The 24,420-nt window shown below is 69.1% G+C and carries 18 protein-coding genes and 1 tRNA gene; 8 read left to right on the forward strand and 11 right to left on the reverse strand.

Annotation, left to right across the window (positions count from 1 at the left end; genetic code table 11):
- Window positions 1-21: 21 nt before the first annotated feature.
- From eccCa to fdhD, 7 genes are all read right to left on the reverse strand, one after another.
- Complete coding sequence (gene eccCa, locus AC5Y31_RS09525; protein WP_499979923.1) at window positions 22-3,984, reverse strand: type VII secretion protein EccCa; 3,963 nt, start codon at window positions 3,982-3,984, stop codon at window positions 22-24.
- The gene (gene eccB, locus AC5Y31_RS09530) at window positions 3,981-5,603 is read right to left on the reverse strand and encodes a type VII secretion protein EccB (protein ID WP_499979925.1); all 1,623 of its coding nucleotides are present in this window, start codon (window positions 5,601-5,603) and stop codon (window positions 3,981-3,983) included. The genes eccCa and eccB overlap by 4 nt, the downstream gene beginning before the upstream one ends.
- A complete protein-coding gene (gene eccA / locus AC5Y31_RS09535; protein ID WP_499979926.1) occupies window positions 5,600-7,432 on the reverse strand; it encodes a type VII secretion AAA-ATPase EccA in 1,833 nt (610 codons plus the stop codon). Before eccA ends, eccB begins: the two co-directional genes overlap by 4 nt.
- Window positions 7,433-7,686: 254 nt before the next feature.
- Complete coding sequence (locus AC5Y31_RS09540) at window positions 7,687-8,586, reverse strand: class I SAM-dependent methyltransferase (RefSeq protein WP_499980341.1); 900 nt, start codon at window positions 8,584-8,586, stop codon at window positions 7,687-7,689.
- A gap of 72 nt (window positions 8,587-8,658) precedes the next feature.
- The gene (locus tag AC5Y31_RS09545; protein WP_064857090.1) at window positions 8,659-8,946 is read right to left on the reverse strand and encodes a WXG100 family type VII secretion target; all 288 of its coding nucleotides are present in this window, start codon (window positions 8,944-8,946) and stop codon (window positions 8,659-8,661) included.
- A 34-nt stretch (window positions 8,947-8,980) separates the two neighbouring features.
- Complete coding sequence (locus AC5Y31_RS09550; RefSeq protein ID WP_064857096.1) at window positions 8,981-9,274, reverse strand: hypothetical protein; 294 nt, start codon at window positions 9,272-9,274, stop codon at window positions 8,981-8,983.
- Window positions 9,275-9,460: 186 nt separating this feature from the next.
- Window positions 9,461-10,285 carry a formate dehydrogenase accessory sulfurtransferase FdhD gene (fdhD, locus tag AC5Y31_RS09555; protein WP_499979927.1) on the reverse strand — a complete coding sequence of 275 codons (825 nt, stop codon included), beginning with the start codon at window positions 10,283-10,285 and terminating at the stop codon, window positions 9,461-9,463.
- An 89-nt stretch (window positions 10,286-10,374) separates the two neighbouring features.
- On the opposite strand from fdhD, the gene fdh reads away from it, so the two are divergent.
- The 3 genes from fdh to nrfD are packed head-to-tail and all read left to right on the forward strand — an operon-like array spanning window position 10,375 to window position 15,664.
- Entirely contained in the window at window positions 10,375-13,653 is a 3,279-nt protein-coding gene (gene fdh / locus AC5Y31_RS09560; protein ID WP_499979929.1) for a formate dehydrogenase, read from the forward strand.
- Window positions 13,653-14,612 (forward strand): 4Fe-4S dicluster domain-containing protein, encoded by a 960-nt coding sequence (locus tag AC5Y31_RS09565; protein ID WP_065023105.1) that lies wholly within the window; start codon window positions 13,653-13,655, stop codon window positions 14,610-14,612. The genes fdh and AC5Y31_RS09565 overlap by 1 nt, the downstream gene beginning before the upstream one ends.
- Entirely contained in the window at window positions 14,609-15,664 is a 1,056-nt protein-coding gene (gene nrfD / locus AC5Y31_RS09570; protein WP_499979932.1) for an NrfD/PsrC family molybdoenzyme membrane anchor subunit, read from the forward strand. Before AC5Y31_RS09565 ends, nrfD begins: the two co-directional genes overlap by 4 nt.
- A 7-nt stretch (window positions 15,665-15,671) precedes the next feature.
- Here nrfD and AC5Y31_RS09575 read toward each other — a convergent pair whose 3' ends face one another.
- Window positions 15,672-15,884, reverse strand: coding sequence for a hypervirulence associated TUDOR domain-containing protein (locus AC5Y31_RS09575; protein WP_499979934.1), 213 nt, complete (start codon window positions 15,882-15,884; stop codon window positions 15,672-15,674).
- On the reverse strand, window positions 15,881-16,867 hold the full coding sequence (gene selD, locus AC5Y31_RS09580; protein ID WP_499979936.1) for a selenide, water dikinase SelD: 987 nt from the start codon (window positions 16,865-16,867) through the stop codon (window positions 15,881-15,883). The genes AC5Y31_RS09575 and selD overlap by 4 nt, the downstream gene beginning before the upstream one ends.
- 162 nt (window positions 16,868-17,029) lie before the next feature.
- Between selD and AC5Y31_RS09585 the strand changes: the two genes are divergently transcribed.
- The 4 genes from AC5Y31_RS09585 to AC5Y31_RS09600 all read left to right on the forward strand — a co-directional run bounded on the left by AC5Y31_RS09585 (window position 17,030) and on the right by AC5Y31_RS09600 (window position 21,259).
- Window positions 17,030-17,124: transfer RNA gene (locus AC5Y31_RS09585), tRNA-Sec, on the forward strand.
- Window positions 17,125-17,140: 16 nt separating this feature from the next.
- Window positions 17,141-18,448 carry an L-seryl-tRNA(Sec) selenium transferase gene (gene selA / locus AC5Y31_RS09590; RefSeq protein WP_499979938.1) on the forward strand — a complete coding sequence of 436 codons (1,308 nt, stop codon included), beginning with the start codon at window positions 17,141-17,143 and terminating at the stop codon, window positions 18,446-18,448.
- Window positions 18,449-18,461: 13 nt separating this feature from the next.
- Window positions 18,462-20,261 carry a selenocysteine-specific translation elongation factor gene (gene selB / locus AC5Y31_RS09595; protein ID WP_499979940.1) on the forward strand — a complete coding sequence of 600 codons (1,800 nt, stop codon included), beginning with the start codon at window positions 18,462-18,464 and terminating at the stop codon, window positions 20,259-20,261.
- Window positions 20,262-20,284: 23 nt separating this feature from the next.
- Window positions 20,285-21,259, forward strand: a complete 975-nt coding sequence (locus AC5Y31_RS09600; RefSeq protein ID WP_499979942.1) for an FUSC family protein — start codon at window positions 20,285-20,287, stop codon at window positions 21,257-21,259.
- 101 nt (window positions 21,260-21,360) lie between these two features.
- On the opposite strand, the gene AC5Y31_RS09605 is transcribed toward AC5Y31_RS09600, so the two are convergent.
- The gene (locus AC5Y31_RS09605; RefSeq protein ID WP_065023098.1) at window positions 21,361-22,326 is read right to left on the reverse strand and encodes a hypothetical protein; all 966 of its coding nucleotides are present in this window, start codon (window positions 22,324-22,326) and stop codon (window positions 21,361-21,363) included.
- 236 nt (window positions 22,327-22,562) lie between these two features.
- Between AC5Y31_RS09605 and AC5Y31_RS09610 the strand changes: the two genes are divergently transcribed.
- Entirely contained in the window at window positions 22,563-23,684 is a 1,122-nt protein-coding gene (locus AC5Y31_RS09610) for an acyl-CoA dehydrogenase family protein (RefSeq protein ID WP_065023097.1), read from the forward strand.
- Between the two features lie 27 nt (window positions 23,685-23,711).
- On the opposite strand, the gene AC5Y31_RS09615 is transcribed toward AC5Y31_RS09610, so the two are convergent.
- Window positions 23,712-24,419 (reverse strand): TetR/AcrR family transcriptional regulator, encoded by a 708-nt coding sequence (locus AC5Y31_RS09615; protein WP_499979943.1) that lies wholly within the window; start codon window positions 24,417-24,419, stop codon window positions 23,712-23,714.
- Between the last annotated feature and the right edge of the window lies 1 nt (window position 24,420).

Here is a 24,420-nt window from a genome sequence, read left to right on the forward strand (position 1 = left end):
CGCTTCGTACTTCGTTGCGCATCAGCGCGTCAGACTCTGGCTGAACAATGGGTTGACCAGCTGCAGATAGGTCGGTTCGTCGCTGTCGCCGAGCAGCATCGCCCGGCCCGCCGGCAACCTGCCGAACCGCTGGCCGCGGATCTTGCCGGAATCGGCCGGGTTGCCCGACAACATCAGGGTGGTCGCCTGCAGGTCGTTGAGGCGACGCAGCAGCGGGTTGGTCATCAACGCGTGGGCTGACCCGGTGGCCCGGCCGGTGACGATCACCCGCAGCCCCAGATCACCGGCCTGCGACAGCAGCCCGATCAGGTTGGTCCACGGCCGCTGACCGGCGTACGGCCCGGTCAGCGCCGGGGAGTCCGGGATCGAGTCGACGTCGTCGATGATCAGGTAGTGGGTGTGCCCCTGGTAGGTCCACCCGGCCAGGTCGGCGGCCGACAGTCCGGCCGGCGGCCGGCGCGAGCCGATCAGCGCTGACAGGCCCAGCATCGCCGGGATCACCCGGTCGACGTTGGCGGTGTACTCGTTGTCGGCGAACAGCGGTTCGTCGACCAGGTGCAGCCGGCGATCCAGCACGGTGAACGCCACCTGCTCGGCGGTGCTGTTCTCCCGCACGGTGCGGATGATGTGCCGCAGCAGGGTGGTCTTGCCGGACTTGCTGTCCCCGAGCACCATCACCAGCGGGTTGTCGGTGAAGTCCAACTCCACCGGCGCCAGGTCCTCTTCGCGCTGACCGATGACGATCCGCTCCGAGCCCGGCCACAGCGTCCCGACCTCTTCGGGCGCCAGGTTCGTCGGCAGCAGTCGCACCGGCGGCGCGGCCAGCCCGGGGTGGCGGGCGTTGATCTCGGCGATCTGGCTCAGCTCCGGTTGGGCGATCAGGAAGTGCTCGGCGGCCATGGTCAGGCCGCGGCCCGGCTGATTGGCCGGCACCGCCTCGGCGGGACGGGTCAGGGCCCCGGCCACCCGGACGTTGCTGTCGCGCGGGTCGTGCAGCTTGAGCTCGAGGCGCAGCCCCAGCCCGTCGCGCATCGCCAGCGGCACCTCGAGCCAGCTCGGGGTGGTGACGACCACGTGGATGCCGTAGGCCAGCCCGACGTTGACCAGCTCGGTCACCTTGGCCAGCAACGGGTTGCGGGTGTTGAACTGGTCGGTGTTGTCCCGGCTGAACGCGTACAGGTTGTCGATGACCAGGAAGACCTCGCCGTACCCGTCGTTGAGCGAACCGATGCTGCCGTCCCGGAACGCCTCCCGCTGCTGGCGGGCGGTCAGCAACTGCTCGAGCTCGCCGAACGTGCGGCGGATCCGCTCGGGCTCCAGCCCGGACGCGACACTGCCCACATGGGCCAGGTCCTCGAGCGCACGCAGCTGCCCGCCGCCGTAGTCCAGGCAGTAGAACGTCACCTCACGCGGCGAGTGCAGACTGGCCGCCGACATGATGAACGTCTGCAGCGCAGTCGTTTTCCCGGACTTGGGCCCGCCGTGGATGAGCATGTTGCCGCTGGCCGAGCGGGCGTCGAACACCAGCGGGTCGCGGCGCATGTCGAACGGCTTGTCGATCTCACCCAGCGGCCAGCGCAGCTGCCGCTCGCCGATTCCCGCGCGAGCCACGGTTTCGGCCAGCGGGATGGTGTCGTCCAGCGGAGGCAGCCACAGCACCGGAGCCTGCGGGCCGTAGTGCGCCAGCTGGTCACCGATCGTCGCGATCAGCTTGCGCGGCGGCGCGTACGTCTCGTCGTCGTGCTCGGCCACGATGGTGGTCTCCGCACCGGAGGCCACCGCACCGGCGGTGAACAGCTTGGGTTCTGGAATCGCGTGCATCACAACGGCTCGCGATTGCCGCGGCGGGTCGTAGATGCCGTCGACGTAGGTGCTGCGGAATTTGATCGGCGCAGCACCCGGGGCGGGCACCAGGAAGCCTTCGCCCTTGTGCTCCTTGCCGGATTCGATGTGGTAGGCGTCCTCCACCCCGATGATCTGCCGAGAGACGCTGGGACTGGCCACCTTCAGACCGATCCGGTAGGAGGTGTTCTTGTCGATGTCCTTGATCTTGCCGACGTCCAGGGTCTGCGAGGCGAACAGGATGTGGATCCTAAACGAACGGCCCTTGCGCGCAACGTAATCGAACAGCTCGGCGTACTCGGGGTGATCGGCGAGCATCAAGGTGAACTCGTCGGCGACGATGAACAGCGTCGGGATCGGGGCCAGATCGTGGCCCGCGGCAATCGCGGCCTCGTACTCGGTCACCGAGTTGAACGCGCTGCCCTGCACCTGGCGGCCGGCCTCGCGCAGCAGCAGCTCACGCCGGGCCACCTCGCCGCGCAGGGTGTCGGCGAACCGGTCGGCCAGCGACTTCTTCTCGGCCATGTTGGAGATGACCGCGACGACCTGCGGGAAGTGCCGGAAGATGTCGGCGCCGGCCTCCCCCTTGAAGTCGGCGTAGATCACGATCAGCCGGTCCGCGGAGTGCGTGGTGAGCAGCGAGAGCAGGATCGCCATCAGCGTCTGCGACTTGCCGGAGCCGGTCATGCCGATCATCAGGCCGTGCGGGCCCATCCCGCCCTCGGCCTCGTCCTTGAGGTCGAAGATCAGCGGCTCGCCGGTCGCGGTGACCCCGATCGGAACCCGCAGTTCCTCGTCGCGGTTCCGCGGCGCCCACAGCGCGGGTACGTCGAGGCGGGAGGCGTCGGGAATGTTCAGCAAGGTGGTGAAGGTCGCCCCGCGGGTGCTCGCCGAACGCAGCCCGGCGTGCGTCGGGTTGGAGTCCCAACGGGACAGCCGCCGCGCCAGGTGGGCGGCCTCATCGGCGCCGAGGGCGTCGGCCTGATCCACATAGCGCTGCCAGCCGCCGGTCTGCCAGCGGTCGATGGACTCCCCGTCAGCGCTGATCCGCAGGATCGGGCGTTCGGGGTCGGAGTACTGTTCGCGGTTCGGTGCGACGCTGCCGCGCTGCACGATGGTGACCCCGGCCCGGGCGGCGCCCAGCACAGAGGCCGAGAGGTCGCTGACGTCCCAGTCCGGGTCGTCGATGATCACCAGCAGGTGCCGCGCCGTCTCGGCCGGCTCTCCGGTGAACGGCGGACGCTCGGCCAGCGCCGGAGCCAGCAGCACGGCCAGCTCCTCAGGGCTGCTCGCCAGGTAGCGGGCCGGGCCGACGCCGTCGACGGCGCCGGGAATGTCGATGTGCGGCAACCACTTCAGCCAGGACCAGGCCGGGCTCTCCAGCTCGGGGCTGGCCAGCGCCACCCCGAGCATGGTGGGGTCGTGCCAGGTGACGGCCTGAGCAACCCAGGCCCGCACCGCAGCGGACACCTCGTCGGCCGAATCGGCCAGCACGGTGATCCGGGACACCTTCGTCAGGTCCAGACCGACGGGCACGTCGCGCACCGTGCGCTGAGTGTCGAGCAGGCTGCGTAATGCGCTGTGCGACACCGGCTCCAGGTCGATCTCGTCGGCGGTGTCGGTAACCCGCACCGCGCTGGCCAGCGGTACCGAGTGCCGGCCGGTGCGCACCACCAGGAAGTCCTCGTCGTGCGGGTCGCGCTCCCACTGCCGCCGCGAACCGGGCACGGCGGCCAGATCCGACGGCTCCGGGTGCGACCACTCCGCGGCGGCGCGCTGCTTGGCGGCCGAACCCCGGATGTTGTCCCGCACCACCGACAGGTAGCGCAGGTAGTCGGCCCGTTCGGCGTCGACCTCGACGGTGCGGGTCTTCTTGTCGCCGCCGCGGTAAATGCCGGCCGCCGCCACCAGCAAGGCGAACGGGAAGAACAGCATCACCGGGGAGATCAGCCGCATACCGGTGGCGACCATGGCGATCACCATGCCGACGATCAGGATCACGATCACCACCGGCAGCGCCCGCTGCAGGAACGACGCCGGCACCACCCGGGGCAGCTCGGGAGGCGGCTCGATGGTGATGGTGCCCTTGTCGGTGGGCGGCGCCGGCAGCCGGCGCCGGGCCTCGAAGATCAGTCGGCTCATCGGGTCTCTCCCCCGTCGGTGGCACCCAGCTCGGTCGTAGCGCGGCGGACGGGCCGTTGATCCGGCGCCAGTGCGTCGTGGGCCAGCAGCGCGTCGGCGCGCGACAGGGTGGGCCCGAGAGCGAACTGCGACAGCACCGACCACGGGATGGGCAGCGCGGGCTGGCTCAGCCCGAGCGCCGACACGGTGTCACCGTCGCCACCGGTGGTACCGGCCTCGGTGTTGACCCCGTAGCGCACCCCGGTGTCAGAGATCCAGAACAGCGGGCCCCCAGTCGGGTTGGCGGTCGGGTCGCCGCTGACACTCTGGGTGAAGTAGCCGGTGCCCGGGGCCAGGGCGACCCGGGCGGCGGTGCCGCCGACTCCGGCTCCCACCAGATCCAGGGTGCGGACTCCGTCGCGCAGCGGCAGCGAGGAGCCGGACAGCAGCGTCAGCGTGCTGGTGCTGGCCCCGGCCGCTCTGCTCCAGTGCGCACACGTGAGGGGGGCAGCCACCGAGTCGGTGATGCTGACCGGCTGCTCGGGGAAGCGGGAGGTGTCCAGGGCGTGCGACACCGGCAGCCGCGCGATGTCGTCGGCGCCGAGCAGCGGCGGCCGGTCCAGGCCGTGCGAGTCGGTGTTGCGCAGCACCGCGGCGACCACACCGGAGATCGGCTGCAGACCGTCCGGCAGCACCGCGTAGTAGCGCAGGGTTCCTTGCGCGTTGCCCTCCAGGGCGTGCGCCGCCACCACCGCGCCCACCGGTGCGCCGCCCGGCAGGTCGTATGACGGCTTGTCGCCGGCGCCGGGAATCACCGGCGCGGTCAGCGCGGGCGCCTCCGGGATGACGTTGAACAGGCCGGTCGAGATCGACCGCGGCGTCGGGACTGCCGTGCCCCGTTCGCCGAGCCCGAGCGCGCCGGTGATGGCCCGGTCGGACAGGTCGATCCGGCTGCGCTTTCCCTCCCACAGCAGCCAGGCGCCGGCACCGTTGTCGGCCAGCACCGCATGCTGTGCGTCAAGCGCGCCGGCCCGGGATCCACCGTCGCCCAGCGGCCCGGCGATCACCGTCGTCCCGGCTGCCGTACCGGCCACCGAGTCGCACACCGTCCAGTCCGCATCACGGCTGGTGTTCTGCACCATCCGCTCCGGGGCACCAGGGATACCGATCAGGTTGCCGCGCGGAATCTTGTCCAGCCCAGTGCTTTTCACCGCGGTCGGGTTGACCGGGCGACCGGCGATCAGCCGCGCGGAGGTCAGGTTCAACACCGGGTGCAGCTGGTCGCCGACCCGCACGTACAGCGCCGAGGTCGACTTGTCCGCCAGCACCGGGTCATTGGCCGCGGCACTGTTGGGCCAGATCAGGGTGAACACGAAGCAGCCGCCAGCCACGGTGGCCAGCACCAGCAGTCCCATCATCACCGCACGGGCCTGCGAGCGCAGCGGCTCCACCAGCATCCGGGTGTCGTGCAGGGCCACCCCGGAGGCGATCCGCCGCATCACGAACCGCCAGCCGCTGACCTGGTGCTTGGTGACGAAACCCCGCCGGTACTCGACCCGGTCAGGGTTCTCGTTGAGCGGGGTGCGGGATGCGAACGAGCGCCGCTCCTCATCGGATCGGTCTTGGGAAGCGGCGCTCACGCGTTGGCCTCCAGACCCAGGCCACGCAGCAACGGCGTCACCGAGTAACGGACATCTTCGGTCGTGATGGTCATGAGCTCCTCATCGGTGAACACACCGGTACCGGACTGTTCGGAATGGTCGAGCCGGAACTCGCGCTCCTCCTCGGAGCGTTCGACGAGGTTCCGGACGAACCGGCCGTTGCCGGCGATGTCGAGGCTGCGCCGGGCGATCCCGTTGGCGTCGGGGTGGGACGCCTCGGCCAGCTGGCCGAACAGTGCCTGCATCTCCTCGAGCGCGGACTGCTCGAAGCGACTGTCGCGCTGCTCGGCCATCTTGTAGGCGATCTCGACCAGTTCCGGCGGCTGGTAGGACGGGAAGTCGATGCTGCGGGTGAAGCGCGACCGCAGACCTTCGTTGGTGTCCAGGAACCGGTCCAGGTCGGCGCGGTAGCCGGCGACGATCACCACCAGGCGGTCACGGTCGTTCTCCATGCGCGCCAGCAGGGTGTCGATGGCGACCAGGCCGAAGTCGTTCTTGGCGCCGGTGGCCACCAGCGCGTAGGCCTCATCGAGGAACAGCACGCCGTCCAGCGCGCTATCGATGATCGCGTTGGTCTTGGCCTCGGTTTCACCGATGTGCTGACCGATCAGGTCGGCACGGTGCACCTCTTTGATGTTCTCTTTCTTCAGCAGCCCCAGGCCGCAATAGATCTTGGCCACGACGCGGGCGATGGTGGTCTTACCCGTTCCGGGCGGCCCGGCGAACACCAGGTGGTGGGTGCGCTGGCCGACGGCCAGGCCGTGCTGCTTGCGCACCACCTCCATGGCCACCGAGCTCTTGAGGCGCTGCACCTGGTTCTTGACCTCCGAGAGGCCGATGAACTCGCCGAGCTCACGTTCGGCTTCGGCCAGCAGTTCGGCCTTGCGCTCATGAGCGGCCGGGTCGACGAAATCCTCGGCGCTCGGCTCGGTCTCGGGGTCCCAGGGATCGGTGCGGGCCTCGATCCGAGCCGCGGTGGTCGTGACGATCCCGAAACTGTGGTCGAGCAGGGCGTGCTCGACCTGTTCGTTCTCCGGGTTGGCGGCGTAGAGGTCCTGCAGCACCTCTTCGGCCGTCTCGTCGTCGCCCTGCGCCCGCAGGATCAGCCCTTTGGCCAGCGCCCCGTCGGTGGCGGCGACGGCGATCGGCCCGTCCGGCTCCTCGAGGTAGGACAGCGCCGGGGCGTACATGCCGAGTCGGGCCAGGGCGATGCCGAGGGCGATCTTGGCGGCGTGGGTGAACAGCTCGTCGCGGTCGGGGTCGTTGACGATCGGGGTCAGCAGTTTGACCATGTCCGACCAGCGCCCGGCGTGGTGGTTCACCGCGATCGCCAGCCAGCGCGCGTCGTTCCAGCCCGGACGCCGCGCGGTGATCTCGGCGACCAGCTCGTTGGCCTCCGCGCACCGGCCGGCCATCGCCAGTTGGGCGGCGTGGGCCAGGTGGAAGTCGTCGGCGTCGGTGGCGCGCAGCTTCAAATACAGCCCGGTGTCATAGTGGAAGCCCAGCGCGCCGGCCGGCAGGTCCAGTCGCCGCTGCAGCGCCCCGGCGCTGGCCGCGGTCGCCGAGACGGCGGCCAACACTCGCGGTGACTGGTCGCCGGCTGCGGCCAGGCCTGCCCAGGCGTCGCACTGCTCGTGCGCGATTCGGGTCAGCGCGGCAAACCCGGTGCGGGCCGCAGTCAGGTCCGCGGGGCGTTGCCGCTGGTAGACCGGGAGGCCCAGGGCACGGCAGCAGGTGGCGAATCGGCTGAGGGTTTCCTCGTCGACCCGTGGGTGCGGTGTCAACAGAGCCGCGTCACCGTTGGTCATGCGTGGCTCGCCCCTTCGCCAGTGTTGCCTAAGCTAACTCGGCTGAAGTTAGCATTGCATAAGCTAACTGTCGAGGTGGGTCGAGGCGATCGCCGGGTGGCTTCCGTCACCGTTATCCGCGCTTTGCGGGCGCCCAGACCCGGGCCGAGCGCGCGGCCACCGTTCCACCCCATGTCAGACTCCTTATTGAAAATCATTTTCGTTTATCCCTGCACGGTACCGCACCGGAGTTCCCCGGCAAACGCCGACCTCTCCTACTTTTTGACCGCCCGGACCAGCGCATTCCGTGCGACCATCGGCCCGGCCTCGGTACCCGGCCCCGGGACGGGCCGGCCCAGCTCGCGCAGGTAATCCGCCAGCGGCGTCGCCACTGCGGTCCAGCCCCGTGCGCCGAACCACTCATCGGCCGGCGCGCAGCGTTCGTTGTAGACCAACCGGTGGAAGATGCGGCTGTCGTCGTCGGCCGCCACTTCGGCCTCCACCGCCGCGGCGAAGTCCTCATCGGACAGCGGGGCGCCGTCCTCGACCGCGACCTGGCTGCCCGGAGCGGCCAGGCCGTCGATGCCGGTGAACAACTGCTCCTGCGCGTCGGCCGGAAGGTAGATCAGCAGACCCTCGGCGATCCACGCCGAGGGCTGGGCCGGGTCGAAGCCACTGGCGACAAGCGCCGCGGGCCAGTCCTCGCGGAGGTCGACGGCGACCTCACGCCGCTCCGCTGTCGGCCGGATCCCGCGCTGGGAGAGTACGTAGCTCTTGAAGGCCAGCACCTGCGGCTGGTCCAGTTCGAAGATCATCGTCCCGTCCGGCCAGTCCAATCGGTAGGCCCGGGAGTCGAGCCCGGCCGCCAGCATGACCACCTGGCGCACCCCGGCCTCGGCGGCGCGGCGAAAGTAGTCGTCGAAGTAGCGGGTGCGCGCACCCTGGAAGTTGACGAAGTGCTCCCCGAAATCACTGGTCAACAACTGATGGTCGAGCAGGTTGCCCTCGACCACGGCCTGCCAGTCCCCGCCGGCCGCCCGGCAGAACACCTCGGCATAGGGATCGACCGCCAACGGTTCCGGTTTGCGGGCTTCCAACGCCCTGGCGGTGGCCACGAATAAGGCGGTCGAACCGACACTCGTGGTGATGTCCCAACTGTCACCTTCACTGCGCATCTCAGGCATTCCAGTGACCCTACGCCGGAGTGATCAGCGTGGAATCCCCGATTACTTCGGGCTGCCGACCGCTCAGCCCCACTTGGCCGCTTCGGCGGTGTCGCGGGCATTCATCATCATGGTGTTGGTCTCATGGGTGCTCGCCATCGCACGATAAGCCAGCACCAACTCCTCCATCGCCTGATTCCACTGCACCTGCCACGCCTGATACGTCATCCCCGTATCGCCCTGCCACGCCGCCGACAACGCCGCCTGCTCACTGGCAATATCGGCACCGACGGCCTGCAACGTGCCCGCATACCCATTCATCTCAGCCGCATGGGCCAACATCGCCGGGTAGTTGTACATAATCTGCGACATCAGACTGTGTTCCTCTCTCTGGCCCCGATATCCCTTAAACCCCCGTGTAACCCGACGCAGCAGCCGCATCAGCCGCCACGTAAGTACTGCCGGCATCCGCCAAATTCGCCTGCGCCATATCCAGCAACGCATTCACCCGCGCCGCCATCGCCACAAACCGCGCATGCGACCCCTGAAACGCCGCCGCCGCCTCACCGAGGTGAAACGCCTGCGCCGACAACGCCGCCTGCTCGGCCTGCGCCATCGTCGACCGCATCAACGCCGCCTTAGCCCCAAACGCCGACTCCGAGGCCACCAACTGCGGAATATGGGCATCCAACAAACTCATCACCGCACTCCTTTCTCCACTACCGGTTAGTCGTGAACCATGCCGGTCCGGTTCCCGAGACACGGCACGCAACGACGGTACGCCCGGGGGAGTCGGTCAGGTCAATATCTGAGGACTGATTGTCCGGTATTTAACAGGATCTACGAACCTCTGATGCCGTTCCTATCCGCGATTGCGGCGCACGACTCAGCCGATGATGCGGTCCGGACGGCTGTAGACGTTCATCGAAGCGCCCCGCAGAAACGCCACCAGGGTCAGTCCGCAGTCGGCGGCCAGGTCGACGGCCAGCGACGACGGCGCGGAGAGCGCAGCCAGGACCGGAATCCCGGCCATCACCGCCTTCTGGGTCAGCTCGAACGACGCCCGCCCGCTGACCAGCAGCACGGCCCCGGCCAGCGGCACTTGGCCGTTCTCGAGGGCCCACCCGATCACCTTGTCGACGGCGTTGTGCCGGCCGACGTCCTCGCGAACCACCCGCATGGTGCCGCCGTCGGTGAAGTCGAACAGCGCCGCGGCATGCAGACCGCCGGTGGTGGCGAAGACGTCCTGTGCGGCCCGCAGCTGATCCGGCATCGCGGTCAGTGCCGCGGCGGTGACGCGCACCGGGTCGTCGCCCGGGTCGTAGCGGCTGGCGAGCCGCACCGCTTCCAGTGAGGCTTTGCCGCAGATACCGCACGACGAGGTGGTGTAGAAGTTGCGGGTGACGTCCACCGCGGGCGCCGGAACGCCCGGCGCCAGCGACACGTCCAGCACGTTGTAGGTGTTCGTTCCGTCCGGCCGGCCGCAATATCGGGCGCTGAGCACATCATCGCGACCCGAGATGATCCCCTCGGTGAGCAGAAAGCCCTGCGCCAGCTCGATATCCGATCCGGGCGTGCGCATAGTGACCGTGAGCGGCGTGCCGCCCAGCCGGATTTCCAGCGGTTCCTCGACCGCCAAGGTCTCGGACCGCTGGGTCGCGTCACCGGCGACAAGGTGGCTGACCCGCCGGCGCTGGGTTATCCGACTCATCGCTCCATCATCCCGGCTCGGGTTCTCACCGGCGCCGGGTTGCCGCCGAACAGCGCGTCGCTCGCGCACACCGGGACTACGCTGCAGGGATGGTTCAGCGAAAATTCCTGGAGTGGCCGGTAATCCGGCAACTGCGCACCGGTGACCTGCTCGGCCGCGGGCCGGCCGTCACCTCCGAACGCACCCGTGCCATCGCGCCGCGAACCGCGACCGCCGACCGGGTGGTGCAAAGCATCTGCCCGTACTGCGCGGTCGGCTGCGGCCAGCGCGTCTACGTCAAAGACGAGAAGGTCGTGCAGATCGAGGGCGATCCGGACTCACCGATCTCGCGGGGGCGCCTGTGTCCCAAGGGCGCCGCCAGCGAGCAGCTGGTCAACTCCCCCGGCCGCCAGATCAGCGTGCTGTACCGGGCGCCGCGTGCCACGCAGTGGCAGCCGCTGGAGCTGGACACCGCCATCGACATGGTGGCCGAGAGGTTCATCGCCTCGCGGCGCAACACCTGGCAGGACCACGACGCCGACGGCCGGCCGCTGCGGCGCACCATGGGGATCGCTTCGCTGGGCGGCGCCACGCTGGACAACGAAGAGAACTACGTCATCAAGAAGCTCCTCACCGCCGCCGGCGCGATACAGATCGACAACCAAGCTCGTATTTGACACTCCGCCACGGTTCCCGGTCTGGGAGCCTCCTTCGGTCGCGGTGGCGCGACGCAAAGCCTGCAAGACATGGCGAATGCCGACTGCATCGTCATCCAGGGCTCCAACATGGCCGAGTGCCATCCGGTGGGTTTCCAGTGGGTGGAGGAGGCGCGGGCCCGCGGCGCGGTGGTGATCCACGTCGACCCGCGGTTCACCCGAACCTCGGCGGTGTGCGACAAGCACGTCCCGATCCGGGCCGGGTCGGACGTGGTGCTGCTGGGCGCGCTGATCAACCACGTGCTCACCCACGACCTGTGGTTCCGTGAGTACGTGCTCGCCTACACCAACGCCGCGACGCTGGTCAGTGAGGACTTCCGCGACACCGAGGATCTGGGCGGGCTGTTCTCCGGCTTCGATCCCAAGACCGGCCAGTACGACCCGTCGAGTTGGGCGTACCAGAGCCGCGAGGCCCGCGACAACGACATCGGCTCGCCCGGCGGCGGCCATGAGCACGGCACCAGCGCATCGGCGCGCGCGGTCGGCGAGACGTTCGGCAGCGGCGGCCCGGCACTCGAACACCATCGAGTGCAGCGCGACGAAACTCTGCAGCATCCGCGCACGGTCTTCCAGATCCTCAAGCGGCACTACGCGCGCTACACCCCCGAGATGGTCCGGGAAGTCTGTGGCATCGACCCCGAGACGTTCGGCTACCTGGCCCACGCGGTCACGGCCAACTCGGGGCGCGAGCGCACCACCTGTTTCGCCTACGCGGTGGGCTGGACGCAGCACACCCTGGGCGCCCAGTACATCCGCACCGCGGCGATCCTGCAGCTGCTGCTGGGCAACGTCGGCCGGCCGGGCGGCGGGATCATGGCACTGCGCGGGCACGCCAGCATTCAGGGCTCCACCGATATCCCGACGCTCTACGACATGTTGCCCGGTTATCTGCCGATGCCCAAGGCCGGGCGCGACGACACCCTGCGCCAGTACCTGGACCGGGTCGGGTCCAAGAGCCAGAAGGGATTCTGGGCCAACGCCGACGCGTATCTGGTCAGCCTGCTCAAGGCGTGGTGGGGCGATGCGGCGACCGCCGACAACGACTGGGCTTATCACTACCTGCCCCGCCTGACCGGACCACACGGCACCTATCAGGCCGTGACCGGAATGCTCGCCGACGAAGTGGAGGGCTACTTCCTGCTCGGTCAGAACCCGGCTGTCGGCTCGGCCAACGGCCGCCAGCAGCGGATGGGAATGTCGCACCTGAAGTGGCTGGTGGTGCGCGACCTCAACCTGATCGAGTCGGCCACCTGGTGGAAGGACGGCCCCGAGATCGCCTCCGGGGAGCTGCGTACCGAAGACATCGAGACCGAGGTGTTCTTTCTGCCGGCCGCCAGCCACGTCGAGAAAGCCGGGACGTTCACCCAGACTCAGCGGCTGCTGCAATGGCGCCACCAGGCGGTCGCCCCGCCGGGGGACTGCATCAGCGAGTTGCAGTTCTTTATCGAGTTGGGCAACCGGATTCGCGCCAAGCTGGCCGGGTCGACCGATCCGCGGGATCGGCCGCTGCTGGATCTGGTCTGGGATTACCCGGTCGATGACCACGGTGACCCCGATCCGGAGTCCGTGCTGGCCGAAATCAACGGCCGTGGCGCGGACGGCATTCCGCTGTCGTCCTACACCGAGCTGCGTGCCGACGGCTCCACTGCTGCCGGTTGCTGGATCTACACCGGGGTGTACGCCGACGGCGCCAACCAGGCCGCCCGCCGCGCTCCGGGGGGCGGGCCGAGTCGCAGTCAGTCGCAGTGGGGTTGGGCCTGGCCGGCCGACCGGAGGATCCTGTACAACCGCGCGTCGGCCGACCCCGATGGGGTTCCGTGGAGTGAACGCAAACGCTATGTCTGGTGGGATGCCGAGTCGGGCCGCTGGACCGGCGACGATGTTCCCGACTTCGTCATCGACCGCGCTCCGGGTGCGCGGCCCGACCCGGCGTTGGGCGGGCCCGACGCATTGGCCGGCGACGACCCGTTCGTGATGCAGTCCGACGGCAAGGGCTGGCTGTTCGCGCCGAAGGGTGTGGTGGACGGGCCGCTGCCGACCCATTACGAGCCGCAGGAGTCCCCGATCGCCAATGCGGTGTATCGCCAACAGCGCAATCCCGCGCGAATCACGTTCCCCCGCAAGGATAATCTGTCGGCTCCAAGCGCCGGCGAGCCGGGCGCCGACGTCTACCCGTACGTGTTCACCACCTACCGCCTCACCGAGCACCACACCGCCGGCGGGATGAGCCGCTGGCTGCCTTATCTGGCCGAGTTGCAGCCGGAGATGTTCTGCGAGGTCTCCCCCGCGCTGGCCGCCGAGCGGGGTCTGGAGAACTACGGCTGGGCCACCATCATCTCGCCACGGGCGGCGATCGAGGCGCGGGTGCTGGTGACCGACCGGATGACGCCGCTGATCGTGGGCGGACATACCGTGCACCAGATCGGGCTGCCGTATCACTGGGGTGTCGGCGGTGACGCGGTGGTCAGCGGCGATGCCGCCAACGATCTGCTCGGGGTGACCCTGGACCCCAACGTGCAGATCCAGGAATCCAAGGCCGGTTCCTGCGACATCCAGCCGGGCCGGCGGCCGCACGGCGAGGAACTGCTGCGCCTGATCGCCGAGTACCAAAGCCGTTCCGGCGCAACGCCGGAGACCGGCAACACCGATATCCACCCGGAAAGGCGGGGCTGATGGGCCAACTGTCCGGACCTTCCGACCCTGCCGCCGACGCCCGGTGGTCGCCGCAGCATCCGCGCAAGGGGTTCCTCACCGACACCTCGATCTGCATCGGCTGCAAGGCTTGTGAGGTGGCCTGCAAGGAGTGGAACCACAACCCGGCCGACGGCGAGCTGGAGCTGCTCGGGTCGTCCTATGACAACACCGGCGCGCTGGGCGCCAACACCTGGCGGCACGTCGCGTTCATCGAACAGGGCCGCGACGCCATCGACGAGGCACGCGAGTCCGGCCGCCAGCTGATCAGCCTCGGCATGCCGAAAATGCCGGGCGCGCAGGTGGATACCGCACCTCCCGATACGGATCAGTTCCGTTGGCTGATGGCCTCCGACGTGTGTAAGCACTGCACGCACGCGGGGTGTCTGGACGTCTGCCCCACCGGTGCGCTGTTCCGCACCGAGTTTGGCACCGTCGTGGTGCAGGACGACGTCTGCAACGGCTGCGGCAACTGTGTGCCGGCCTGCCCGTTCGGGGTGATCGAGCGCCGCACCGACGGCACCGCGGCGCCGAAGTCTGCTCGCGGCGCCGAGCCGGTGCCCAAGGCAGGGGTCGCCCAGAAGTGCACGCTCTGCTACGACCGGCTCGTCGACGGGCAGATCCCGGCATGCGCCAAGACCTGCCCGACCGAATCGATCAAGTTCGGCGACCACGACGATCTCGTAGCGGAAGGCCGGGAGCGGGTGGCCCGACTACACGCGCAGGGCCGCACCGAAGCCCGGCTCTACGGCGCCAATGAACACGACGGAGTCGGCGGCACCGGATCGGTCTTCCTGCTGCTCGACGAGCCGGAGGTCTACGGCCTGCCCCCGGACCCGCGGGTGGGCACCGCGGACCTGCCGGCGATGTTCAAACGGTCGGCCGTGGCTGCGGCCGGGATGCTGGCCGCCGCCGCCGTGGCGTTCCTGGGACGCTCGTGAGCACGCCACCGAGCAGTTCGCGGCGTGGCGGCGGCAGACGCCGGCGACGGGGCGGCGGTGACGGTGGCCGCGAGATGCCGATGGTGCCCGACGTGCAGTTCAGCTCCTACTACGGGCGCCCGGTGGTCAAGCGCGCGCCGTGGTCGCATGAGATCGCCGCCTACCTGTTCCTCGGCGGCCTCGCCGGCGGCTCAGGTCTGCTGGCTGCCGGTGCCCAGCTCACCGGCCGAAAGGTGTTGCGCCGCAACTCCCGGCTGGCGGCGCTGGTGGCGATCGTGTTGAGCGCGGCGGCGCTGATCAGCGACCTCGGTCGCCCGGAGCGCTTCGTCAACATGCTGCGCACCATCAAGCTGACCTCACCGATGAGCCTGGGCTCCTGGATCCTGTCGGGGTTCGGTGCGGGCGCCGGGGTGGCGGCCGTCGCCGAGGTCGACCGGATGACCGGTGAGCGGCTGCCACTGGGCCCGCTGCGCGGCGTGCTGCGCGCCGTCGAGGGCCCGGCCGGGCTGGAGGCCGCCGTGTTCGCCGCGCCGCTGGCCGTCTACACCGCGGCGTTGCTGGGCGACACCGCCACCCCGACCTGGCACGGCGCGCACCGCGACCTGCCGTTCGTGTTCGTCAGCTCGGCGAGCCTGGCTTCCGGGGGCCTGGCGATGCTGACCACGCCGGTCGGCGAGGCCGGCCCGGCGCGCCGGCTGGCGGTGCTGGGGGTGCTCGGTGATGTGATCGCCACCCGCGCGATGGAGCACCGGATGGACCCGATCACCGCCGAACCGCTGCATCAGGGCCGGGCGGGGGCGATGCTGCGCGCCAGCGAACGGCTGGCTGTGGCCGGCGGTATCGGGACGCTGCTGGGCGGGCGGAACCGGGCGGTGGCGGCGGTGTCGGGGCTGGCGCTGCTGGCCGCGTCCGCGCTGACCCGGTTCGGGGTGTTCGAGGCCGGGATGGAATCGGCGAAGGACCCGCGCTACACCATCGAGCCGCAGAAGCGCCGACTGGCGGAACGCCGGGCCGCGGGCATCACCGGAGATTCGATCACCACGGCGGGCTGAGCGGACTTCAGTCCTTCAGTTTCTCCAGCGCCGATCCCTTGTGCATGGCGATGTGATCGGTCTCGTCGCTTTTGATCTCGTACTGCGGCTCATCGGTGCTCGCGCGTCGGGTATGGCCTTTGTATTCGGTGTCTTTGGTGTGGACCTTGGTGATCTTGCCGGTCACATGCCCGGCCTCGGAGTTCCATCGCACGTGATCGCCGACTTTGAACTTGCTCATCGCACCTCGATTCCGCTTCCCGTCACGGTATGCCCGATCACCGGATACCCGGGAAGCTCCCCGACAACCAGCAGGCCGCCGGAGGTCTGGGCGTCGGCCAGCAGCAGCAGCTCGTCCTCGCTGATTCCGGGGCCGGGGCGCAGGTGCGGACGCACCCAGTCCAGGTTGCGCCGGCTGCCGCCGGAGACGTAGCCGTCACGCAGCGCCGCGCGGGCGTCCTCGATGACCGGCACCGCCGCATGGTTGATCACCGCGCCCACGCCCGAGGCCCGACACATCTTGTGGAGGTGACCCAGCAGTCCGAAGCCGGTGACGTCGGTGGCCGCCCGGACACCGTGCGACAGCGCGGCGTGTGCGGCGTCGCGGTTCAGTGCAGTCATCACCGACACGGCCTCGGCACACACCTCGCCGGTGCGCTTGTGGCGGTTGTTGAGCAGCCCCACCCCGATCGGTTTGGTCAACGTCAGCGGTAACCCGGGCACCGCGGCGTCGTTGCGCAACAACCGGTTCGGGTCGGCCACCCCGGTGACCGCCATGCCGTACTTGGGCTCCGGGTCGTCGATGGAGTGCCCGCCGATCACCGGGCAGCCCGCCTGCTGCGCCACTACCAGTCCGCCGCGCAGTACCTCCGTCATCAGCTCGAGGGGAAGCGTCTCCCGTGGCCACCCGACCAGGTTGATCGCCACCACCGGGGTTCCGCCCATCGCGTAGATGTCCGAGAGCGCGTTGGCGGCGGCGATCCGGCCCCAGTCGTAGGCATCGTCGACGACGGGGGTGAAGAAGTCCGCCGTCGAGAGCACCGCGAGGTCGTCACGCACCAGCACGGCGGCCGCGTCGTCGCCGTCGTCGAGACCGACCAGGACGCGGTCGTGCGCCTGCCCGGTCAGGCCGCGCACCGCGTCCTCCAGTTCGCCGGGCGGGATCTTGCAGGCGCAGCCGCCGCCATGTGCGTAGCCGGTCAGCCGGACGACATCTGGATTCATCCGTTCAGTGTCCCTTGACGCAGCACCAGGCAGGTGAGGGCGTCGGAAAGCGATACCGCATGCGATATCCAATTCGAAAGGACCCACACGGTCCCGCCACGGGACGCCCGAGACGGATGTGACTTACCGCGCGTGGGCGGCTCAGCCGATAGGTTGATCCCCGGAGGCGTTTGGGTCCTGGTGGGCTCCCCGGTCTTCAAAACCGGTGAGGCCGAGTAGCTCGGCCTGGCGGGTTCGATTCCCGTCCGCCTCCGCCAGCCGACAGGAGGCGCAGTGAGCCAGCTCGATCCGCGTCGCGCCATTCCGCGCACCGACGCGCTGCTGGCGCTGCCCGAAGTCCTTGCAGCACGCACCCAGCTGGGCGACCACGCCGTCCGCGCCCTGGTGCGCGACGCCCAGGACCGGGCGCGGCGCGGCGATCTTGATCCTGAGCAGGTGAAAGCCTCGTTGCTGGAGCAGCTTTCACACAGTTCGGCAACCAGCCTGCGGCCGGTGCTCAACGCCACCGGCGTAGTGGTACACACCAACCTCGGTCGCGCCCCGCTATCGAAGGCGGCAGTCGATGCGCTGGTGGCGGCCAGCGGCTATGTGGACGTCGAACTCGACCTGACTACCGGCGCCCGGTCCAAGCGTGGTGTCGCCACCCGGGCCGCGCTGCTGACCGCCTGCCCGGCCGCCGAGGACGCGCTGGTGGTCAACAACGGTGCCGCCGCCCTGGTGCTGGCCACCACCGCGCTGGCCGCCGGCAAAGAGGTAGTGGTCAGCCGGGGTGAGCTGATCGAGATCGGGGCCGGCTTCCGGCTGCCGGACCTGATCGCCTCGACCGGCGCGACGCTGCGCGAAGTGGGCACCACCAACCGCACCCACCTGCGCGACTACGCCGAAACCCTCGGACCGCAAACCGGCTGCATCCTCAAGGTCCATCCCAGCAACTTCGTCGTGCACGGCTTCACCACCGCCGTCGGACTGCGCGAATTACGGCCGCTGGCAAACGAACACGGCGTCCCACTGGTGGCCGACCTGGGCAGTGGCCTGTTGGCGCCCGACCCGCTGTTGCCCGACGAGCCGGACGCTGCCACCGCACTTTCCGACGGCGCCGATGTCGTCACCGCCAGCGGCGACAAGCTGCTCGGCGGCCCACAAGCCGGTCTGATGCTGGGCCGCGCCGAGATCATCACCCGGCTGGCGCGGCACCCACTGGCTCGTGCCGTCCGCGCCGACAAACTCACCCTGGCCGCACTCGAGGCCACCGTCGCCGGCGCCGCTCCCCCGGTGACCCGGGCCCTGCACGCCGATCCCGGCCCGCTGCGTGCCCGCGCCGAGCGGTTGGCTGCCGCGGTGGGAGCGACCGTGGTCGCCCACGACGGCCGGGTCGGTGGCGGCGGCGCCCCCGGGGTGCCGCTACCGGGTTGGGCGGTCCGGCTGCCCGAGGCCACCGCCGCCGCGCTGCGCGCCGGCGAACCCGCGGTACTGCCCCGGGTACACGACGGCGCCTGCCTGCTCGATCTGCGCTGTGTGCCCGAAGCCGACGATGAGCGGCTGCTGGCCGCGGTGCGCACCGCCCTCGACCGGATCGGCTGAGCGTGTTCCGACCATGTTTGTAGTCGCCACGGCCGGCCACGTCGATCACGGCAAATCCACCCTGGTGCGCGCACTCACCGGCATGGAGCCCGATCGCTGGGCCGAGGAGCGCCGCCGCGGGCTCACCATCGACCTGGGGTTCGCCTGGACCAGGCTGCCGTCCGGTCGTCAGGTGGCTTTCGTCGACGTGCCGGGCCACGAACGGTTTCTGCCCAACACGCTGGCCGGGCTCGGGCCCGCGCCGGTGGTGTGCTTCGTGGTCGCCGCCGACGCGGGCTGGTGTGCGCAGTCCGATGATCACCGCGACGCGGTTGCCGCCCTGGGTGTTTCGCACGGCCTGGTGGTGCTCACCCGCGCCGATCGGGCCACCGCGCAACGTGTCGATGAAGTCTCGGAGCAAGCCCGAATCGAACTGGCCCGAACCGGCCTGCGCGACGCCCCGGTCGTCGCCGTGTCGGCGGTCGAGGGCACCGGGCTGGACGAGCTGCGCACCGCCCTCGACGACGTAGTGGCCGGCGTGCCGGCGCCTCGAGCCGACGGGCGGGTGCGCCTGTGGGTGGATCGGGTGTTTCCGGTCAGCGGTGCCGGGACGGTCGTGACCGGCACGCTGACTTCCGGCACGCTGACCCGTGGCGACCATCTGGACCTGCTCGCCGGGGAACGACCGACGCCGGTCGCCATCCGCGGTCTGCAGTGCTGCGGTGAACCGATGACCAGTGTTGCGCCCACGGCCCGGGTCGCGGTTAACCTGCGCGGCATCACCGTCGACGGGGTGCATCGCGGTGCCGCCCTGACCACGCCGGACCGTTGGCGCAGCACCGGGGTCATCGACGTGCGGCGCAGCACCGGAGCGGGGCTGGGCACGGCGCCGGAACAGCTCACGGTGCACATCGGAACCGCGGCGATACCGGCGAGATTGCGGCGTTTCGACGACGACCATGCCCGCCTCACCCTGCAACGCCCACTGCCACTGATTCCCGGCGACCGACTGCTGCTCCGTAACCACGGCAGCCGCCGGATCCTGGGCGGGGTGCTGGTGCTCGACGCCGACCCGCCCGCCCTGCGCCGGCGCGGCGACGCGGGCCGGCGGTCCGCCGCACTGGCCGAGCTGGATCTGACTGATCACACCGGCCGGGCGCACGCCGAGGTGGCGCGGCGTGGCGCGGTCACCCGACAGCGACTGCACATCCTGGGTTGCGACTGCACCACGGTGCCCGCCGGCGTCCGGGTGATCGGCGACTGGTGGGTGCATGCCCCCACCTACGATGCCTGGTGTGAGCGCCTGCAGAGCGAAGTGCGCGAACTGCGGCAGCGAGATCCGTTGGCCGCCGGGCTGTCCCGGGGTGCAGCCGTTGACGTGTTGGTCCTCCCCGATCCGGTCCTGCTCGACGACGTCGTCGGCAGCACCGGGCTGGAGCAGCACAACGGGCTGATCCGGCTGCCCGGCCCGCCCGGCGATCTGGGCCCGGCCGACCCCGCGATCGCCGAGCTCGAGTCGCGGTTGGCCGCCGATCCGTTCCATGCACCGGAAGCCGACGATCTGGCCGCCCTGCACCTGGGCAGCCGTGAGCTGGCGGCGGCCGAACGGGTCGGGCGGCTGTTGCGGCTCACCGAGAGCTTGGTGCTGCTGCCGACCGCGCCCGCCCTGGCGATGCGTGAGCTTGCTCGGTTGGATCAGCCGTTCACTGCCAGCCAAGCCCGACAAGCGCTGCACACCACCCGGCGGGTGATGATCCCGCTACTGGAGTACCTCGACGCTCGCGGCTGGACCCGGCGGATCGATGCGATCCAACGCGAAGTGGTGCGCCGATAAATCAGATGCGGTTTTCTGGCACCATGATCGGCACCTCTCGGCTGCGCGCCCCGCTGTGGACGATCCTGCAGACCGCGCTGGCCGCCGGCCTGGCCTGGTATCTGACCCGCGACGTGCTCGGCCACACTGCACCATTCTTCGCGCCGATCGCGGCAGCCGTGTGCATGTGGGCGACCAACGTGGTCCGCGCACAGCTCGCGATCGAGATGGTGGTCGGGGTGGGGTTGGGTATCGGCTTGGGCAGCGGTGTACACCACGCGCTCGGTACCGGGCCGTTCGCGATGTCCGTGGTCGTACTGGTCTCGCTGTCCGCGGCGTTGCTCATCGGGCGGGGCTTTCTGCTCCACCGTCCGATGTTCGTCAACCAGACCGTCATCTCGGCGATCCTGGTCCTGGCGTTCCCGCACGGGGGCATCGGAACGGAGCGGCTTTTCGACGCGCTGATCGGCGGTGGAGTGGCGGCGACCTTCAGCATCCTGGTCTTCCCCAGAAATCCGCTGGCTGTGCTGCGCGAGGCCCGGGTCGAGGTATTAGCGGCGCTACGGGACATCCTGTCCCAGACGTGTTGCCACACCGGCGATTCAGACTGGATGCTGGCAGCCGCGGCGCAGCTGCACCACCGCCTCGCCCGCCTGACCGAAGCCCGCAGCACCGCCGAACAATTGGCGCGGATCTGCCCACTTCGCTGGTCGCTGCGCGACGCGACCCGCGCGGCCGATCGCCAGGCCGCACAATTGTCCCTACTGGCCACCTCCGTGGTGCAGCTGGCGCGCACCGTCACCGGGACCGACAAGCCCCTCGCCGAACCGGTCCGCGCCGCGATCGGCGAACTCGCCGCCGCAGCGTCGGCCCTCGCCGGCGACGAGCCCGCTCCCGCTGCAGCCCACGCGGCGTCGGCGCGCGGTGTGGCGCAGCCCGGTACTGCGGCCCCGCTGGCTGCCGCCCTCGACACCTGCGTGGACGAACTGGACCGGGTCATCGTTCTCGCGCCGCGCTGACACCCTGTTCGACCCGCTCACCGCGGCACCGACGGTAACCCGCCCCGCAAACACGAAATGCCCCGGCGAACCGGGGCATTCGTGCGTGCTGTTGTGGTCGGTTACGCGTCCGGCGTCAGCAAGCCGAGGTCGAGCGCGCTGTACAGACCGGCGGCTGCCAGGTCGGCGTCAGGCGTGATCACGTCGACGTCGGAGTAGTCGGCCGGCGCGAACCACGACGCCGCCCACGACATGTCGAAGTTGCCGAACGGCGTCTTGAGGAAGTCGACGGCGGCAGTGTCGTCACCGGCGGCGTCGTAGTAGAGGTTGGTGAAGCCGAAGCCCAGCTGGTTCTGGGCGTAGACGTCTCCATCCTCCGTGACGAACACGTTGTTGATCCCGGCGCCGAACAGCGACTCCGTGAGGTAGTTGGTGCCAACCAGCGTGTCGCCCTCACTGGGAACGAAGGTGGCATCCAGCTTCCAGGTCTGCGAGAACGGATCCTTGTCGACGAGCAACTGCGCGTCGTCGGTGCCGTACACCGGCGTCCAGGTCAGGTTCTCCGGAATGTCCTTGCCATACGCCAGGTTCAGCGCGCTGTACAGTCCGGCGTTCTCCAGCGCCTTGTCCGGCGAGGCCTCGTGCAGCTTTGTGACGTCTTCCGGGGTGAACAGCCACGCCATCGAGGACATGTTGATGTTTCCGAACGGCGTCTTCAGGATGTCGACGACGTCCTTGCCGTCACCCTCGGCGTCGTAGTACAGGTTGGTGAATCCCAGACCCAACTGATTCTGGTTGTAGACGTCCTTGGTGGCCTCGTCGATAAACAGGGTGTTGAGCCCACCGGTCGACGGCGTGAGGTACGTGGTCCCTACCAGCGTGGTGTCGTCGTTCACGAAAGTGGACCCGACGGCCCAGGTGTTGGTGAACGAGTTCGCCTGCTGCAGGACCTCCGCGGTGTCGGTCTGGTAGACCGGCGTCCACGTCGGCGCCGGCGTTTCGGCCGTGTCGGCGTTGGCAGTCCCGGCCGCCAGGAACGCCGCTGCCGCAGCGCCACCTACCGCCACACCCAGTGCACGGAACTTCATGACATTCTCCCTTGTTCGAAACCGTCATTCTTTTTCTTTTGACGGTAGCGTAACTGTAGGGCTGTCCCGATCTGACGTCAAGTTTTCTCACAGGTTTTTTTTGGGAACGAACCGATTCTCTTGATCCCGGGGCTGCGGTCGAGTACCTTGAACCAATTTGATGGGACCGTACGTCTCGGTAAATCACCGGGACCTTTCGATAAGGAACCGCCGTGTCCAACCGCCGCTCCCCCTGGATGACCGACGACCTCGACGCGCTGCGCGAGCTGGCTCGCGCCTTCTGCGAAAAGGAGATCGCCCCCAACATCGAGAAGTTCATCGGCCAGCACCAGGTCGACCGCGACCTGTGGAACAAAGCCGGCGAGCTGGGGTTGCTGTGCCTCTCAATTCCTGAGGAGTACGGCGGGGGCGGTGGCACGTTCGCCCACGAAGCGGTGCTGATGGAGGAGCAGGCGCGCGTCTGCGACACCGCCTGGGGTGTCAGCGTGCACAGCACCATCGTCGCCCACTACCTGCTGGCCTACGGGACCGAGGAACAGAAGAAGACCTGGCTGCCGAAGATGGCCAGCGGCGAGGTCGTCGGCGCTATCGCTATGACCGAGCCGGGCACCGGCTCGGACTTGCAGAACGTCAAGGCCCGCGCCACCCGCGACGGCGACGAGTACGTGGTCAACGGCTCCAAGACGTTCATCACCAATGGCCAGCAGGCGGATCTGATCATCACGGTGGTCAAGACCGACACCGCCGAAGGCGCCGGCGGTATCTCCCTGGTGCTGGTCGAGGCCGACCGCGCGGGCTTCCGGCGCGGCCGGTCGCTGGACAAGATCGGCCAGCGCGGCCAGGACACCTCCGAACTGTTCTACGACGACGTCCGGATCCCGGTCTCCAACCTGCTCGGCACCGTGGAGGGCCAGGGGTTCATCCAGCTCATGCAACAACTTCCCCAGGAACGGCTGGTCATCGCGGTCGGCTCGGTGGCCGGGATGGAGACCGCGCTGGAGCACACGCTGCGTTACACCAAGGAACGTCAGGCATTTGGGCGGCCGATCTTCGGGTTTCAGAACACCAAGTTCAAGCTCGCCGAGGTGGCCACCGAGGCCAAGATCGCCCGGGTGTTCATCGACGACTGCATCGAACAGCACATCCGCGGCGAACTCGACATCCCCACCGTGGCGATGGCCAAGTGGTGGACCACCGACCGTGCCATGCACGTCGCCGACGAATGCCTACAGCTGTTCGGCGGGTACGGCTACATGACCGAGTACCCCATCTCGCGGATGTGGACCGACCAGCGAGTCCAGAAAATCTACGCCGGCACCAACGAAATCATGAAGGAGATCATCGCGCGCGCCCTGTGAAAGCCGCTGCGCCCCAAGGGTAGTTCCTCAGGACCGTTGCAGGGCCTCGATCACCGCGGTCAGCTCCTCGTCCGGGTCCAGCGTCACCCCGATCGAGCGGGCCGCGCCGTCGAGGATGAACCAGATGATGTCGGTCAGTGTTTCGGCCATCTGAGTGCGGGACCGGGTCGGCGGGGACTCCGACAACCAACTCGCCAGTGTCGCATCGACCATGGTGACGACCACGAACGGCACCGACTCGAATACCTCGCCGCCCACCCCGATGGCTTCGGCGAGCGAAGAGATGACGTCCGCCCCCCGCAGCGCGATGCGGCGCTTGAGCTCTTCGGTGGCGTCCTGCGAACCTTCCAAAGCCGGTCCGCGACGGGCGAATTCGTTCAGCGATTGGTGGTCGACCATCCAGTCGGCCACCGCCAGCAGCGAGCGGTTGAGGATCTCCCGCAGCGAACCGCTGGAGACGTCGAGCTTGGCGTCGAGCACCGCGGCGAAGTCGTCGATCAGATACGAGCGGATCCGGCGCTCCAATTCGTCTTTGCCGCTGAACTGTCGATAGACCACCGACTTGGCGACACCGGCGCGTTTGGCGATGGCCTGCACCGAGATATCCGCGCCGGCGGGGCTGTCCTCGATCACCTGCACCGCCGCCTGCAGGATCTGCGTGCGGCGTTCGGCGTTGTGCTGCTGCCAGCGCGCCTCATAGCCGCTCAGCGCGGCGGGCGTCGTGGCCGATGGCATG

The organism is Mycobacterium sp. NGS18, assembly GCF_059813185.1.

Coding starts and splice junctions, on each gene's coding strand:
- eccCa (WP_499979923.1), bottom strand. CDS start 3,984: ATGAGCCGACTGATCTTCGAGGCCCGGCGCCGGCTGCCGGCGCCGCCC.
- eccA (WP_499979926.1), bottom strand. CDS start 7,432: ATGACCAACGGTGACGCGGCTCTGTTGACACCGCACCCACGGGTCGAC.
- AC5Y31_RS09540 (WP_499980341.1), bottom strand. CDS start 8,586: ATGCGCAGTGAAGGTGACAGTTGGGACATCACCACGAGTGTCGGTTCG.
- AC5Y31_RS09545 (WP_064857090.1), bottom strand. CDS start 8,946: ATGTCGCAGATTATGTACAACTACCCGGCGATGTTGGCCCATGCGGCT.
- AC5Y31_RS09550 (WP_064857096.1), bottom strand. CDS start 9,274: ATGAGTTTGTTGGATGCCCATATTCCGCAGTTGGTGGCCTCGGAGTCG.
- fdhD (WP_499979927.1), bottom strand. CDS start 10,285: ATGAGTCGGATAACCCAGCGCCGGCGGGTCAGCCACCTTGTCGCCGGT.
- AC5Y31_RS09565 (WP_065023105.1), top strand. CDS start 13,653: ATGGGCCAACTGTCCGGACCTTCCGACCCTGCCGCCGACGCCCGGTGG.
- AC5Y31_RS09575 (WP_499979934.1), bottom strand. CDS start 15,884: ATGAGCAAGTTCAAAGTCGGCGATCACGTGCGATGGAACTCCGAGGCC.
- selD (WP_499979936.1), bottom strand. CDS start 16,867: ATGAATCCAGATGTCGTCCGGCTGACCGGCTACGCACATGGCGGCGGC.
- selB (WP_499979940.1), top strand. CDS start 18,462: ATGTTTGTAGTCGCCACGGCCGGCCACGTCGATCACGGCAAATCCACC.
- AC5Y31_RS09600 (WP_499979942.1), top strand. CDS start 20,285: ATGATCGGCACCTCTCGGCTGCGCGCCCCGCTGTGGACGATCCTGCAG.
- AC5Y31_RS09605 (WP_065023098.1), bottom strand. CDS start 22,326: ATGAAGTTCCGTGCACTGGGTGTGGCGGTAGGTGGCGCTGCGGCAGCG.
- AC5Y31_RS09610 (WP_065023097.1), top strand. CDS start 22,563: ATGACCGACGACCTCGACGCGCTGCGCGAGCTGGCTCGCGCCTTCTGC.
- AC5Y31_RS09615 (WP_499979943.1), bottom strand. CDS start 24,419: ATGCCATCGGCCACGACGCCCGCCGCGCTGAGCGGCTATGAGGCGCGC.